Source organism: Neobacillus ginsengisoli, from assembly GCF_030813055.1.
This window is the reverse complement of sequence record NZ_JAUSTW010000013.1, coordinates 1-13859: the sequence shown is the minus strand read 5'-3', so window position 1 is coordinate 13859 and position 13859 is coordinate 1. Positions and strand designations below refer to the sequence as shown.

Annotated in this window: 15 protein-coding genes; 13 read left to right on the top strand and 2 right to left on the bottom strand. The window is 35.4% G+C overall.

The features are described from left to right. The first annotated feature begins 35 nt into the window (after nucleotides 1–35). The 6 genes from J2S10_RS25025 to J2S10_RS25000 all read left to right on the top strand — a co-directional run bounded on the left by J2S10_RS25025 (nucleotide 36) and on the right by J2S10_RS25000 (nucleotide 5321). A complete protein-coding gene (locus J2S10_RS25025) occupies nucleotides 36–494 on the top strand; it encodes a CBO0543 family protein (protein ID WP_307413559.1) in 459 nt (152 codons plus the stop codon). A gap of 233 nt (nucleotides 495–727) precedes the next feature. Beyond that, nucleotides 728–1582: a cupredoxin domain-containing protein gene (locus tag J2S10_RS25020; RefSeq protein WP_307413557.1), complete on the top strand. Its 855-nt coding sequence runs from the start codon at nucleotides 728–730 to the stop codon at nucleotides 1580–1582. 147 nt (nucleotides 1583–1729) lie between these two features. Beyond that, complete coding sequence (locus tag J2S10_RS25015; RefSeq protein ID WP_307413554.1) at nucleotides 1730–2011, top strand: response regulator; 282 nt, start codon at nucleotides 1730–1732, stop codon at nucleotides 2009–2011. Between the two features lie 121 nt (nucleotides 2012–2132). Continuing rightward, a complete protein-coding gene (locus J2S10_RS27555) occupies nucleotides 2133–2279 on the top strand; it encodes a hypothetical protein (RefSeq protein ID WP_370876284.1) in 147 nt (48 codons plus the stop codon). A 141-nt stretch (nucleotides 2280–2420) separates the two neighbouring features. Then, nucleotides 2421–3389: a 2-keto-3-deoxygluconate permease gene (locus J2S10_RS25005; protein ID WP_307413552.1), complete on the top strand. Its 969-nt coding sequence runs from the start codon at nucleotides 2421–2423 to the stop codon at nucleotides 3387–3389. Between the two features lie 213 nt (nucleotides 3390–3602). Next, nucleotides 3603–5321: an NAD-dependent malic enzyme gene (locus tag J2S10_RS25000; RefSeq protein WP_307413549.1), complete on the top strand. Its 1719-nt coding sequence runs from the start codon at nucleotides 3603–3605 to the stop codon at nucleotides 5319–5321. 725 nt (nucleotides 5322–6046) lie between these two features. Here J2S10_RS25000 and J2S10_RS24995 read toward each other — a convergent pair. Then, entirely contained in the window at nucleotides 6047–6688 is a 642-nt protein-coding gene (locus J2S10_RS24995; RefSeq protein ID WP_307413546.1) for a YARHG domain-containing protein, read from the bottom strand. A gap of 628 nt (nucleotides 6689–7316) precedes the next feature. Here J2S10_RS24995 and J2S10_RS24990 point away from each other — a divergent pair. Both J2S10_RS24990 and J2S10_RS24985 read left to right on the top strand, forming a co-directional pair. Continuing rightward, nucleotides 7317–8141, top strand: a complete 825-nt coding sequence (locus J2S10_RS24990; protein ID WP_307413542.1) for an MBL fold metallo-hydrolase — start codon at nucleotides 7317–7319, stop codon at nucleotides 8139–8141. A 282-nt stretch (nucleotides 8142–8423) separates the two neighbouring features. Next, entirely contained in the window at nucleotides 8424–8909 is a 486-nt protein-coding gene (locus tag J2S10_RS24985) for a DUF3291 domain-containing protein (RefSeq protein WP_307413538.1), read from the top strand. A 175-nt stretch (nucleotides 8910–9084) separates the two neighbouring features. On the opposite strand, the gene J2S10_RS24980 is transcribed toward J2S10_RS24985, so the two are convergent. Further along, the gene (locus tag J2S10_RS24980) at nucleotides 9085–9444 is read right to left on the bottom strand and encodes a darcynin family protein (protein ID WP_307413535.1); all 360 of its coding nucleotides are present in this window, start codon (nucleotides 9442–9444) and stop codon (nucleotides 9085–9087) included. 401 nt (nucleotides 9445–9845) lie between these two features. Between J2S10_RS24980 and J2S10_RS24975 the strand changes: the two genes are divergently transcribed. The 5 genes from J2S10_RS24975 (at nucleotide 9846) to J2S10_RS24955 (ending at nucleotide 13577) form a co-directional block, all read left to right on the top strand. Beyond that, nucleotides 9846–10118, top strand: a complete 273-nt coding sequence (locus J2S10_RS24975; RefSeq protein ID WP_307413532.1) for a hypothetical protein — start codon at nucleotides 9846–9848, stop codon at nucleotides 10116–10118. Nucleotides 10119–10294: 176 nt separating this feature from the next. Beyond that, complete coding sequence (locus tag J2S10_RS24970) at nucleotides 10295–10729, top strand: hypothetical protein (RefSeq protein ID WP_307413528.1); 435 nt, start codon at nucleotides 10295–10297, stop codon at nucleotides 10727–10729. Nucleotides 10730–11075: 346 nt separating this feature from the next. Further along, a complete protein-coding gene (locus tag J2S10_RS24965) occupies nucleotides 11076–11978 on the top strand; it encodes a DMT family transporter (RefSeq protein ID WP_307413524.1) in 903 nt (300 codons plus the stop codon). Nucleotides 11979–12371: 393 nt separating this feature from the next. Next, nucleotides 12372–12875, top strand: coding sequence for an SMI1/KNR4 family protein (locus tag J2S10_RS24960; RefSeq protein WP_307413522.1), 504 nt, complete (start codon nucleotides 12372–12374; stop codon nucleotides 12873–12875). A gap of 177 nt (nucleotides 12876–13052) precedes the next feature. Next, nucleotides 13053–13577, top strand: coding sequence for a CBO0543 family protein (locus tag J2S10_RS24955; RefSeq protein WP_307413520.1), 525 nt, complete (start codon nucleotides 13053–13055; stop codon nucleotides 13575–13577). The last annotated feature ends 282 nt before the right edge of the window (nucleotides 13578–13859 follow it).

The following is a 13859-nucleotide window of genomic DNA, read 5'->3' as shown; positions in this document are numbered from 1 at the left end:
CCAAAGCGATTCGTTGTAGATTGGGGTTATATAATGTGGTATTTCTCATCCTTTCAGTTATAATATTTAATCTAATTGCGATATTTATCCCAAAACGTATTTCTGGAATTGAAATTCTAACCACGACCTTGTTTTCTTCTTTTTTAGAGCTTATTGCTAATATCCTTTGGGACTTAAAATATGACTTATATGGGTATTTTAACAAAGGTGTTGATTTTAAAGGGTTTATTTTTGTCTTTGGTATTTATCCAGCTATTAATATAGTATTTTTAAATTTTTTTCCTTTCAAAAAGAATATGATTAGAAAGGTTATTTATATTTCTTGCTGGTCACTTTTTGCGAATATATATGAATTACTATTCCTATGGAGTAAAACATTTTACTATAACGGTTGGAAGTTTTGGTATTCAATAATAATTTACCCTATACTTTATATAATTTTGATTGGCTTTTATCAATATGTTAGTTATCTTTTAAGAAGGAATCAACAATAAGGAAATTAGAGAACAACGAATATGTTAGACTCAGTAAAAATGCTTTTTAAAAAAAGGCTGAGCCTTCTGAAAGAACATTATTGAGTTGACCAAATATCAAGAACCTTCTTTCTATAAAAAGTTAAACAGTTTGGAATAAGATAGGTAAATTAAAATTCCCTTAAGATTCGTGGGGATTTTAAAAGATGTGGTATGCTTTTCATGTTCAAACTTTTCATTTTAGGAGGTTTATCGTGAACAAAACAGCGAATAAAGGTGCTATCGCAGTCGCTCTGGCTTCTGCTATCTCCCTTTCTTTAGCCGGATGTGGGACAAGCCAATCGGCAAAACCAGTTAAGGCTGCTACATCCGAGACAGTCAAGACCGTTCAAACGGCTTTCAATCAATATATCGTTGTAGAGGCAGGTTCAAAACTCGGTTCTGATGGGAAGAAGCACGATGCTTTTATCAACGGTGATATACAAATCACACAAAACCAACCAGTCACTCTTCACTTCTTGAATTATGATGATGCGGAACATACCTATGTTTCACCTGAACTTGGACTAGGTGTAAAAATCAAAGGCTCCACTAAGAAAGGTCAGCCGAAAGAGACCACCTATACCTTTACACCTTCCAAATCAGGCACGTTCACCTGGAATTGTACGGATGTCTGCGATGACAGCAAACAATGGTCAATGTCGCAGCAAGGGTATATGACAGGAAAAATTACGGTACTTCCTGCTAGTAATCAAGTTCAGCATGTATCCATGGTGGTGAACCCTGGTTACAAATTGGGTCCGGACGGAAAAATGCATGATTCCTTTGCGACTGGCGACATCACTATGAAAGTCGGACAGCCGGTAGAGGTGACAGTTTATAATCTTGACCAAGGTGAGCATTCCATTACAGCTAAAGACCTTGGACTCAATTTCGTAGCTAAAGCGAGTGCGAAAGACGGTGTTCCCGCTGTCTCCACTTTCACTTTTACTCCACAAAAAGAAGGGAAATTCATGTGGATGTGTACGATCCCATGCGATGACGATGCCAAAGGCTGGGCAATGTCAAAAGACAATTATATGATGGGCTATTTCAATGTAGTCAAGTAACAAAGAACCGGCAGATCATTGCCGGCTCTTTGTTATTTGAAAGCAATAAAGATTGTGAAGAATTAAACTATTGGGTGCTTTTCTTCAATATCCCAAATTATAAATAAGCCGAAAATATGCAAGTTTTCATTCACTTTATGCATGTTTTTGGCTTTTTTACATTCAAAAAACATACTGCCAAAGGGGTTAACGAAGGATACCTTAAAGCAGGTATGGGATACGATTCATGAATTGAAGGACGGGCCTTTTTCCATTGATGAAGTAGCAAATGTTGTAGGAATATCAAGGGTTTCGGCAAGAAAGTATCTTAATTTCCTAAAGGACTTAGGAATCCTTGAAGTCAAGGTTATCTATGGAACGATCGGAAGGCCCGTATACCAGCATGAATATAACAAATTTAAAGAGCACTTAATAAAAAACTTTCTGTAAGCAGTTATGGCAGCTGCTTACTTTTTTTATTTACAAAAAGAATTATTAAACTTTCATATTCTATGAAAACGGTTTATTTGGGAATATGATGGACTTGTAACAAAACAAAGGGGGATAAAACATGGCACAACCCGCAAGGAAATGGAACCGCTTTCTACGATTGCTGGAGAAATTGGTAAAAATAGCATTTAGAGGAGCTCTAGATGTTACAGCAAAAGAAATTAATGAGGAAATGAAAAATAGCGGCAGCTTACGCTATAGCAAATAGCATTAGTGATGAGGAATTAAATTACGTAATACTAAGTCTACTAGACAAAAGAATAGCTGCAAATGTAGCAGAAGAAATCATAAAAGCAGCTAGAAAAACTGGTGTTGCAAGATTACAAAAACTATTTTAGGAGGATTAAAAATGCAAATTCCAATTAAGAAAACGCTTGATAAAATTCCAGGTGGTCTGATGGTTGTTCCACTTTTTTTAGGGGTATTAACTAATACATTTTTCCCGCAATTTTTGAAAATTGGAAGTTTTACAACGGCATTATTCAGTAAAGAAGCATCATCAACAATTTTGGCATGTTTTATGTTTTTAATTGGTTCACAAATTAATTTCAAATTAGCACCAAAGGCATTAAAAAAAGGTGCAATATTATTAACAGGAAAATTTATAGTAGGTGCTGGTATAGGTTTAACTGTAGCAATGCTTTTTGGGCCTGCCGGTATACTAGGATTATCACCATTAGCAATCCTTGCAGCGTTATTAAATGCTAATGGTGGATTATATGCATCTCTTGCTTCATCGTATGGTGACGAAACTGATGTAGGGGCATATGCGTTATTTTCTTTAAAAGATGGTCCATTTTTTACATTAGTTGCATTAGGTGCATCCGGCCTTGCCTCAATTCCTTTTCAAACACTTGTAGGAGTATTAATTCCAATAGTAATAGGAATGATTTTAGGAAATATTGATCCTGATATGAGAAAGTTCCTTGGAAGCAGTAAATTATTATTAATCCCATTCTTCTCATTCCCATTAGGTGCAGGAATGAATCTTTCAACTATTATACAAGCGGGAGGTCCTGGAATATTACTAGGATTAATAGCTGCATTCACTGGAATTGGAGCTTACGTACTTTTGAAGTTATTTAAAGAAAATCCTATAGTTGGTTTAGCAACAGGGTCGACTGCAGGAAATGCTGTAGCTACACCAGCTGTTGTTGCAGCAGCAGATCCAACCTTAGCTTCGATAGCACCAGGAGCTACTGCACAAATTGCAGCAGCATGTGTAATATCTGCAATAGTCTGCCCGATTATTGTTAACTATGTATTTAAAATGTCCGAAAAGAAAAAAGCTAAAAAATCAATTTCAAGTGCAGCATGATAAAAAGTAAAGTAAATTAATAAACACGGAAAAGTGGAAGATGGACCAAAGCAGTCAGCGGTTTTACTGTCTGCTTTGTTTAGTTAACAAAAAAGGGTCATTAAATTAAAAAACCTAGTGTGATAAGGAAAATGTTATTAACATGGAAAGGTAAGAAATCTATGTTCCGGTATTGTCCGAATAGCTATTTTAAGATAGAAAGAAGGAAACACCATGAATGTACCTGAGAATGTTATTATTACAACATTAAAAGGAAAAGAAGTTCTCTCAAATCCTTTTTTGAATAAAGGAACGGCCTTTACTAAAGAGGAAAGGGAAGACCTTGGACTCGACGGCCTGTTACCTCCCCAGGTGTTCACCCTTGATGAACAAGCAAATAGGGCCTATGAGCAATATTCGATGCGAACTACGAATCTGTTCAAAAACGGGCTGCTTTATGATTTATATAACCGTAATGCCGTTTTGTTTTACCGACTTTTGAAAGAACACATAGCAGAAATGCTCCCAATCATCTACACTCCTACTGTTGGTGAAGCTATCCAGACATACTCTCATAGCTACCGCCGCCCAGGTGGCTTATATCTTTCCATTGATGATCCTGAGGGCATTGAAAAGGCATTTTATAACCTTGGACAGCCCAAAAATGGCATTGATTTAATCGTCGTTACCGACTCTGAAAGCATTCTTGGTATCGGGGACCAGGGGGTAGGTGGTATTAATATAGCAATCGGTAAACTTGCCGTGTACACAGCGGCAGCTGGTATTGATCCAAGCCGTGTTCTGCCAGTCGTGTTGGATGTTGGTACGAACAATCAGGCTTTGATTGCAGACCCTATCTATATCGGCAACAAATTCGCCCGTGTCCGCGGTGAGCGTTATGACCAATTCATTGATTTATTTGTGCAGACTGCAAGAAAGTTCTTTCCAGAGGTTCTTCTTCACTGGGAGGACCTTGGCAACGTGAATGCGCGTAACATCTTGGACAAATACGGTGACAAAATCCTTACCTTCAATGATGACATCCAGGGAACAGGTGCAGTAACCCTTGCTGCAGTTATGTCTGGATTGAAAGTAACAGGAGCTACTCTCAAGGACCAGCGTATTGTTGTCTTCGGACCAGGGGCTGCCGGCATTGGTATAGCTGACCAAATCGCAGATGCCATGGTTCTTGAAGGGCTGACCAGAGAAGAAGCCTATGACCGTTTCTGGGCTATCGACTATCGGGGTTTACTAACGGATGAAACACCAGATGTCCTGAAGTTTCAGAAGCCTTATGTAAGAAAGGCGGATGAAGTAAAGGACTGGGATAAGAATAAGGAAGGGATCATTTCATTAATGGAAGTAGTTCAGAGGGTGAAGCCAACCATCCTGATTGGTACTTCCGGACAAGCCGGCGCCTTCACTGAGGAAATTGTTAAAGAAATGGCCAAGCACGTTGAGCGTCCCATCATCTTGCCTATGTCCAACCCGACCGCACTGACTGAAGCAGTGCCGGAAAACCTGATTAATTGGACAGATGGCAAGGCTCTAATTGCAACCGGCAGCCCGTTTGCCAATGTAGAATACAAAGGTGTTTCCTATGAAATTGGGCAGTCAAATAACGCATTTGTATTCCCAGGCCTAGGTCTTGGAGCCATTGTTACAAAAGCTGAAGTGATCTCAAAAGGAATGTTCGCGGCTGCTGCTTATGCGGTTGCAAGAATGTCTGACACCAGCACACCTGGAGCATCCCTGCTGCCATCCATTGAAAAACTTCATGAAGTCTCAAAATACGTAGCCATTGAAGTAGCTAATGCTGCAATATTCGAAGGAATTGCAAGGGCGAATATCCAAGATGTTGAGACTGCTATTGAAGATGCTATGTGGAAACCTCAGTATAAGGAAATAAAGAGTGTGGGTAATTGGACAAGAATTTATTCCTATCATAATTAAATAGTAAAATAAAATGCCTGTACTCCTGGTAATTGTCGAACTTTCGGTATTCCAGGCAGTGACAGGCATTTTTGTATTTAACTAGATTAAATGGAGCCCATCCATTTTGGGTAAAGCTTTCATACATACGGTTTGTTTAAGAGTTTTGCTAACGTGGATGCGTTCCCGATTTGTTTAAATACACAGTATGTTGAAGAAATAGTTGAAACAGTAAAGCGTCATGAACCAACATCTTCTTATAAGGTGCAATAACTGCATAAACTCCATTATAAGAAAATCTTAATCTTCTTCTTCTCTCCATTCCCTTTCCCAATTGTTTTAGCTGCCTCAAAATATCTAAAAGCTGCTAGTGAAAGATGTCCAGAATCTGCTAAACAATTTGACTAAATCCGAAATAAATCATCTCCTTTCACATATTCATTCTATGAATGCTTGTACAACATAGTTACGGCGATTGTTATTAGATATAAAATTTTTAAAAGTTTAGGGGGAATAGAATAAAAACAAATTGACGTTTGTATCTAAAAAGGATAATAAAGCAAGGAAATTTGCACCTATTCATTTTTCTTATTAAAGTAACGGGTGCAAGAGTTAAAGAACGGTGGATTGCTGCGGCGATCCTTTTTTCTTGTTAAGCTAACGGGCAGAATAGTTGAACAAAAGACCTTATCTCCAACGCAAAAACGGAACCGCGATTTGCGATTCCTAAGATTAAAAGGTGCCCTTTAAAGACGATCCTCTCTCGCCTTTAAGAGCTTTACATTCTCTTTTTCTACTTCATTTAAAGAGCTATTATAGGAAGGGTCTGCATTATACCATGATTTACTTGAAAAATATTTTTGCAAATCCGCCGATTTAAATACATACCCATGACGTGCGTAGATCTCATTTCTAGCTAAATGCAGTTGCCCTTTTGTAAGAGTAGCAATGTCTTCTTCACTCAGAGCCCTCTTATCACTATCAGGCAAAATATTATCTGAAGAGGAAAGATTTGAACTTTCCCTGATATTTTTTTCTGTTGAATTTTTACCATTATTTGGATCTATATTATTTTCCAAATTATTATTTTTAGATTGATCCATCGTTTTTGTAGCTGCTACATCTGTTTTAGGTTCATGCTTATTAAAATCTTTAATGATTAAGTAAGCAACACTTAAAACGAACAACAAACCAATAATTGATCCAACCCCTACCACTAATCTCTTATTCCTTAATACTATTGTTTTCGAACGAACTTTCCTTTTTTCAATGCGCGTTTTTGGAGCCGAGGTAATGTTTTTCTTAGCTAGTGCCACCATTGAATCGCAATTACTGCAGAATCGACTAGATTCATTTAACTTTTCACCACAATTTGTGCAAAAATCCATTTTACATATTCCTCTTTCTATTGATATTTTCCTTTACTATTCAAATTGGCTTCTAGTAAAGGTCATCAGTAGGGGTGCTGTTCTGTCTGACCGTTTAAAAAAGCCCGGCTTTCCTATTAGTAAGGAGCCGGTCTTCTACTAGGGATACAGCTATACTATATCATGGCTTGTTTACAGTTTAGTTAATAGAAAAGAACAGTTTGATAACAGAGACCAGCAGCATCTCCAAAAAACCACCTAAACCTTGGCCACCTAGAAGGTAAATAAATAAGAAAGTTGGAGGTTCGAAACCAAAAAATAAGTGCAGGAAAAAGGTAACAGTATATCCTTTGATTCACCATCACAAACTAACGCCTTCTTACAGAAGGCTTTTTATTTTCAAGAGGAGTCATATCTAATAAGGTGTGTGAAATATAGGTACCTAACATAACGGAATATCTTCGGATTAAGTCATTTGTAGAGAGTTAAGTATTAAAAGGGCTAAATCGCAAAGGTCTAATGATCGAAAGATTGTGAAGGATTATACTTAAACTAACGAAGCAGTTTACTTGAAGAAGGATTATTGGATTGTTAGGTGAATTTTAAAAGAGAGTAAATAGGAAGTGAATAAGTAAAGGAGAGATATTTTTTGAAAAACTTTATTTGTGAAACTTGTGGAGTTCAGTATGAGAGTTCAATCGAAGCACCAAAACAATGTTTGATTTGCGAGGAAGAAAGACAATTTGTTAGTTTCAAAGGTCAGGTGTGGACCACATTAGAAAAGCTGATAGAGGTGGGTACATATAGTAATATCATTAAGCTCCAGGAAGAAGGATTACATAGCATAAAGACTAATCCAAGTTTTGGAATCGGACAGACAGCTTATCTTGTACAAGATAAAAATTACAACTTATTGTGGGATTGTATTACATTTATTGATCAATCAACCATTTCACATATTAATAAATTAGGCGGAATTGATGCTATTGCTTTATCACATCCCCATTATTACTCTAGTAAAGTAGAATGGGCTGAAACATTCGATGCTCCAATTTACATACATGAAGATGATAAAGAATGGGTGACTAGAACCAGCGAGAAAATTATTTTTTGGTCTGGAGAATCTCTAGAATTGAAGGAAGGTCTTATCCTTCAAAGAATTGGAGGACATTATAAAGGCGGTACTGTTTTAGAGTGGAAAAATGGAAGCAGTCATAATGGAATTTTATTGAGTGGAGATATAGTACGCGTGGCGGCTGATCGTAAGTGGGTGAGTTTTATGTATAGTTATCCTAACTTCATTCCTCTGCCCAGTGTAACAGTTGAAAGAATTGCAGATAGGGTAAATGATTTTACATTTAATCGATTATATGACGCATTTAATCTGATTATTAGAGAAGATGCAGATTTGGTGGTTCAAAGGTCAGCAAAAAGGTATATTGAAGCACTAAATGGAACATTATTTAATACTTAATTTACTAATTTATTAGGAAAGCTTGAAGAACTTATGAATGAACTTTTTCCTCAAATTCAGTTACCTAAACCAACCTGAACATTTAACAGTAAAGTTAGTAAATAGAGATGACAAGGGGAACAAATCATATTCTTCAATTAACAAGTGCTTGAGTTTAAGGTCTGAGCTGTCATAGTGGCAGCTCTTTCTTGTTGAAATAAAGAAGCAGGTTTGCTGAAGAAGGAATTTCCACATTTTTACTTGAATATATCTTAGGAAAAGACTATAGATGGAGGGCTATTTATGGCATTAGTTTCAATCTATACTGTTGGTAGGCTAAACCACCCCTATGACCACCCAGCCTCTCGTGAATTTTTTCAAGTGGGAAATGAAGTATATCGTCAAGCAACTAAATCAGGACTTATAGAGGCGTTTTCACCTGAAGGAGTCCCTTTCCCTGAAGAAACCGTAAAAGGAAAGGGTTCTCCTATTCTTACACTAACTGTATGGAGAAGCCTTCAATCCTTATATCGCTTTACTTATTCAGGAAAGCATATGCAAGCATTACGAGATAGAAGCAGATGGATAGAATCTTATCCAGATAAACACCTATCTTATGTAGTTTGGTGGACAGAAATGGTGAGGGATGTCTCATGGGAGGAGGCATTCAGGAGATACAACCATTATATTCAGTATGGTCCGACTCCTTTTGCATTTGATTTTAAGCATGCATTTGATGAAAATGGGGAGACGTTCTTGATTAATACTAATGGTGACGTTAATGAATAATACACCTTCCTGTGACATTTTTATTTATTTTGGAGGAATTTGTGAAGTATTACACTTAAACTATCGGGTGCGATTGTTGAACAAGGGCAATCGCTTCTTGTTCAACTATTGTGGTAGTTTAGCAACAGAAAAGGATTAAAACATTTCATCCCTTTTTTATAGCTAGATTTTATTTTTATTCAGATTCCATTTTCAAAACTTCTTCTTCAAATTTTTGATATGCATTTTGGACACCCATAATAACTTTTTTAATTTTAAAGTAACCATTAGAATATGCATATGTATCGCGGACTTCTTCCCACATAAAATGATACATTTTTAAATCTTCTGTCTCACAAAAAATAAAATCGGTATAGGTACCATCTCCAAAAGCATCAGCATCAAAAAATTTCACCTTAACATATTTGTTGTATTTTTCAATTATTGAATAAAAATTACCTGCTAGTTCTCTTCTTTTTTCACGAGGTAAAGCTAACCAAGATGGATAAAACTCTAATAAAATAATAATACCGTGATTTAATTTTGTTTCTGTCATTTCTTTGTCTCTCCTTATAATTCATTTGAATACAATTAATTATACCAATTTTTAGTAAATACTGATTATAATTCATTCATATGAAGCCAAAAAAAACGCTGTCTAGTGTATAGTGTATTGTGAAATGTTTCACTTCAAGTAAAGGGTGCTTTACTGAAAAAAACATTGTTATTAAGACAAATGGCTTAGAGCAAAATTCTAAGCTATTTATTATTTTGTAAACAACTAATACAGCTTTACAGGATATTTAAGGTTTGGACTTTTTATTTAATCGTGATTCCCAAATCAATGTCGAATTTCTTCGAGTTTATTTAAGACTATAAACCTGATTTTATATTTATCATTTAACAATGGATATAATTGTAAAATTAATATGCTAAAATATGGTTGGAGGGGGATTAATGAAAACTTATCTAATTATTAGCCAGATCCTATATTTGCTTTCTTTGATTCCATGGTTTTTAATTTGGGGATTATCTTTTATGAGCTTTGATAATGGTGTGAATCTATATAATGTTTCTTTTGTTCTGTCCATTTCTTTATACCCAGTTGCTGTGATTGTGTGTTCTATTTTATCTTGGTACTTCCGTGTAAAAAAGAAACGGTTTGCTATGATCATCAATATAGCTCCGATGCTATGGATTATCGCGTATTTCGTTTTTATGTTCCTGTAAAATTGAACTGAACATTTCTCCACTACTTATTGGGTACTGGAGACTTGTTTAATTAACGGGGGCATTACTGGAACAACGGTAATGCTTTTTCTTCTTCAAGTAACGTGGCAGGTTACTTGAAGAAGGAAACATCTTCAGTCTAATTGTATAATCATAAAAAAAGAGGTGATTGGGCTTTGAGAAGCATTCCGAAAAAACAGGAAATATTACTCGATGAAGAAATTGATGAACAAGAGTTTGTTAGCATAATCAATAGCTTTTACAAGCAAGATTGTTATATCTATGCGATTATTCCTGAATATGAACAAGACCTATTAAATGAAATTTCAAATGACTTTATTGAAGTTAATAAATTCCCGTTACCACGTGTTTTTCCAAGGGAAATAGGTTATTTGGGTTATATAAAAGACAGTCAAAAACGATTTATTTACGAATTTTATTTAAGGTCTACTACAATGGACTATCTCATTTTTTCCGAGACTGATGTATCAGAACAATTGAGTAAAATAACCAAGAAGAATTTGGACATATACAAAATGTTTGAATTAAATAAGGTTGCTCATATAACAATTGGTCCCGATGGTCAATGGCTTAATATTGTTGAGTATTGAGCTAGTTTCTTCTTTAGCTACCATGAAAATAAGTTTCCTCAAGATTAGTAAAATGACAATACTTAAGAAGACCCTGCTCAATCGTTAAAAAAAAGAGGAGAGCGTTAATTAATAAGTCTATGAACTGGTTGACTGGATTAAGGTCAGTATCAGTATTGACACTTCCTTACCATTTTCATTCTCTGTGGTGAAGCGCTGATTTTGCGCTTCATGGATGGCTAACGGGGCAGTTTAGTGGAAGAAGAAAATGTTCAAATCATGGATAATTGACTCTTTCAAATTTGTTATAATTACTTTTTGAGAAGTTATTAACATATTAAGATAAACAGTAGAATGAGGTAATGCAATGACAAATTTTATGTACATATTTTGCTTAATGGTATGGGGGCTAAATTTTATTGCGGTGAAAATTCAAGGAACACCCGTCAGTTTGGAATTATCATTATCATATCGTTTAGTTATGACAGCTTTTTTATTTTTAGTTCTTGTGTGGTTCCTTAAACCAAAGGGGAGACCACGTACAAAAGATTTCCCGTTTATAATAGTTTTTGGTGTATGTAACTTTGCATTAAGTTATCTGTGCCTTTATTACGCCACAATTTTGAGCTCTGCTGCCATTGTAACTTTAATCTTTTCGTTAAAAGTGATATTGACTCCGATTGCTCTCCGTGTTTTTTTAAAAGAGAAATTACATTCTCGCGTGTTAATTGGGGGAATTCTAGGGGTATTTGGAGTATGTGTCCTAATCTATCCGAACTTAAATGATTTTCAAGGACTTACTGATTTAAAAGGAATCATGATTGCTTTGTTAGGTACGATTCTAACAGCTGTTGGTGATGCAAGTTCTGCAAGAAATGCTAATAGAAAGATTAACCCTATCTATGCAAATGCTATTGGTTTTACAGTTGCTGGTGTATTAATGGGGGTAATTGTACTGTTCCAAGGAAATAAAATTATACTTCCAACAACAGTTACATATTTATCTGCTTTGCTATATTTAACTTTGATTGCTTCTTTTATGGCTTGGCTATTTTATTTAAAACTTGTAGAAAAAATTGGAGGAGCAAAAAGCGGGTATATGGTAGCTCTATTCCCAGTAATTGGAGGGGTTGCTTCTGTTTTAATTGGTGAATCAACTCCATCAATTTATTTGGTAGTAGGGTGCCTTTCTAGCTGTATTGGAGCTGCAATTGCTTTAGGGTTTAGAATTCGAAGTCAGAATAATAATCTGCCTGTAAATACTAATTAAGAATAGACTTCTTTATTAAACTACCATGAAAATAAATTTCTTCAAGAATAGAAAAATGACAATACTTAAGAAGACCCTGCTCAATCGTTAAAAAAAAGAGGAGAGCGTTAATTAATAAGTCTATGGATTAGGGTTGACTGGATTAAGGTCAGTATCAGTATGACACTTCCTAACCATTTTCATTCTCTGTGGTGCAGCGCTGATTTTTGCGCTGCATGGATGGCTAACGGAGTGCTTTAGTTACACAACAAATGGGCTGTTTTTCGGCAGTCCTTTTTCATTAACTTTGTTTAACTAACTGGCAGGTTAGTGCAAGAAGGATTTCTGTTTAATAAAGCGAATTTTTACTATTTATGTAGTCTTGTTAAGTAAATTTTCTTAGTGGGTGTTAATATGTCAGAATACATTTTCGAGGAAGCAAAAAAGTTTATTGAAAAATCTGGAAAAACAGAAAGAAATGAATTAGGAAGAACTGCAACGAATGAAGAAATAGAATTATTGAAGGAAAAGTTCGGAGATAAAATACCAAGCTGGTACTATCATTTAATTTCTGAGTTGCCCATTATTCATATGGAAATAGGTTGGCAAGCATATGAATCTGATGATGATTATGACGGAATAGAATATGTTAAAATTCTTGAACCTAAACATATGATTGAGGAATCTTTTGAATATTACCCTGGGATTCCCATTATTGAAAAGGGCTATGTATGTATAGGAGGAGACCCAACGGGTTCAGGCGACCCTTATTTCGTAAATTTTGATAGCGATAATCCTCCTGTTTATCAAATATATCACGATTCTGGCAACGAAGCCGATGAAATCCTAACAAACGGTGCAGCTAAAGTAGCGAATTCTCTAACAGAATTATTTAAAAACGGAATTGTTTCAGCATAATGTATTTGAAAAGCCTTCTTCTGCTAACGGGGGCTTATGTTGAACAATCGGGTTGCTGCGCAGCCCCTCTTTTTTATTAAACTAAAGGACAGTTTAGTTAAATAAAAATCCCCAATAAGAGTATTTGTGTTAATAAATGTAAAAAATAAGAAAAAACAATATAAAGGATTATTCTAAATGAATGTAATGCTGTTTATCTTATATATTTTTATAGGGTGGAAATTTGGAAATTGGAAGGACTTTAATAAATATTACTCAACCCTCTTATTTTTAATAATAGGTGATTTCCTGTATCAGTTCATATTATTTAACCACTCTATGTGGGAGTTTCACCCCAGAGGGTCTATTGATTACAGTCTTAAACTAAATCATACTTTAATTGCATTAGGAAAAATGCTTATTCAATATCCTGTAACAATTGCCGTATTTCTTGGAAGGATGAGTTCTGAAAGAAAGAAACAGGTCCTTATGATTGTTTTATGGATTGGCATATATGCAATTACTGAAGGGATTGCACACATTACAGGTGTACTTATCTATCATAATGGATGGAATATTTGGTGGGATATAGCTTTCAATGTAATGATGTTTCCAATGTTGTTATTACATTACAAAAGACCTTTCATTGCATGGATTCTGGTAGTTCCAATAGTATTAGGCTTGTGGTGGATATTTGATGTGCCATTTTATGTTCTAAAATAATACTGACCTATTATAATTTTGTTAGGAAGGGCATTAAAGTGAGGTATTTATCTTGGTTAGTAATGTTAGTATGGTATTTTGTCATGACAGTTATCGCACTTTGTGAAAAATTTCACTTAAACAAACGGGGGCAAGAGTTAAAGAACGGACCTCTGTGGCGGTTCTTTTTTCTTCTTGTGCTAACGAAGCAGGATAGCATTCCTGTAGATTGTTAAATATCAGGTTTGAAAAAAATAGAGCCCCTCAGTAAGATACGAGTATAGAGACCAATCTAAACTCAGT

Coding starts and splice junctions, on each gene's coding strand:
- J2S10_RS27555 (WP_370876284.1), top strand. CDS start 2,133: ATGGCACAACCCGCAAGGAAATGGAACCGCTTTCTACGATTGCTGGAG.
- J2S10_RS25005 (WP_307413552.1), top strand. CDS start 2,421: ATGCAAATTCCAATTAAGAAAACGCTTGATAAAATTCCAGGTGGTCTG.
- J2S10_RS25000 (WP_307413549.1), top strand. CDS start 3,603: ATGAATGTACCTGAGAATGTTATTATTACAACATTAAAAGGAAAAGAA.
- J2S10_RS24995 (WP_307413546.1), bottom strand. CDS start 6,688: ATGGATTTTTGCACAAATTGTGGTGAAAAGTTAAATGAATCTAGTCGA.
- J2S10_RS24985 (WP_307413538.1), top strand. CDS start 8,424: ATGGCATTAGTTTCAATCTATACTGTTGGTAGGCTAAACCACCCCTAT.
- J2S10_RS24980 (WP_307413535.1), bottom strand. CDS start 9,444: ATGACAGAAACAAAATTAAATCACGGTATTATTATTTTATTAGAGTTT.
- J2S10_RS24975 (WP_307413532.1), top strand. CDS start 9,846: ATGAAAACTTATCTAATTATTAGCCAGATCCTATATTTGCTTTCTTTG.
- J2S10_RS24965 (WP_307413524.1), top strand. CDS start 11,076: ATGACAAATTTTATGTACATATTTTGCTTAATGGTATGGGGGCTAAAT.
- J2S10_RS24960 (WP_307413522.1), top strand. CDS start 12,372: ATGTCAGAATACATTTTCGAGGAAGCAAAAAAGTTTATTGAAAAATCT.
- J2S10_RS24955 (WP_307413520.1), top strand. CDS start 13,053: ATGAATGTAATGCTGTTTATCTTATATATTTTTATAGGGTGGAAATTT.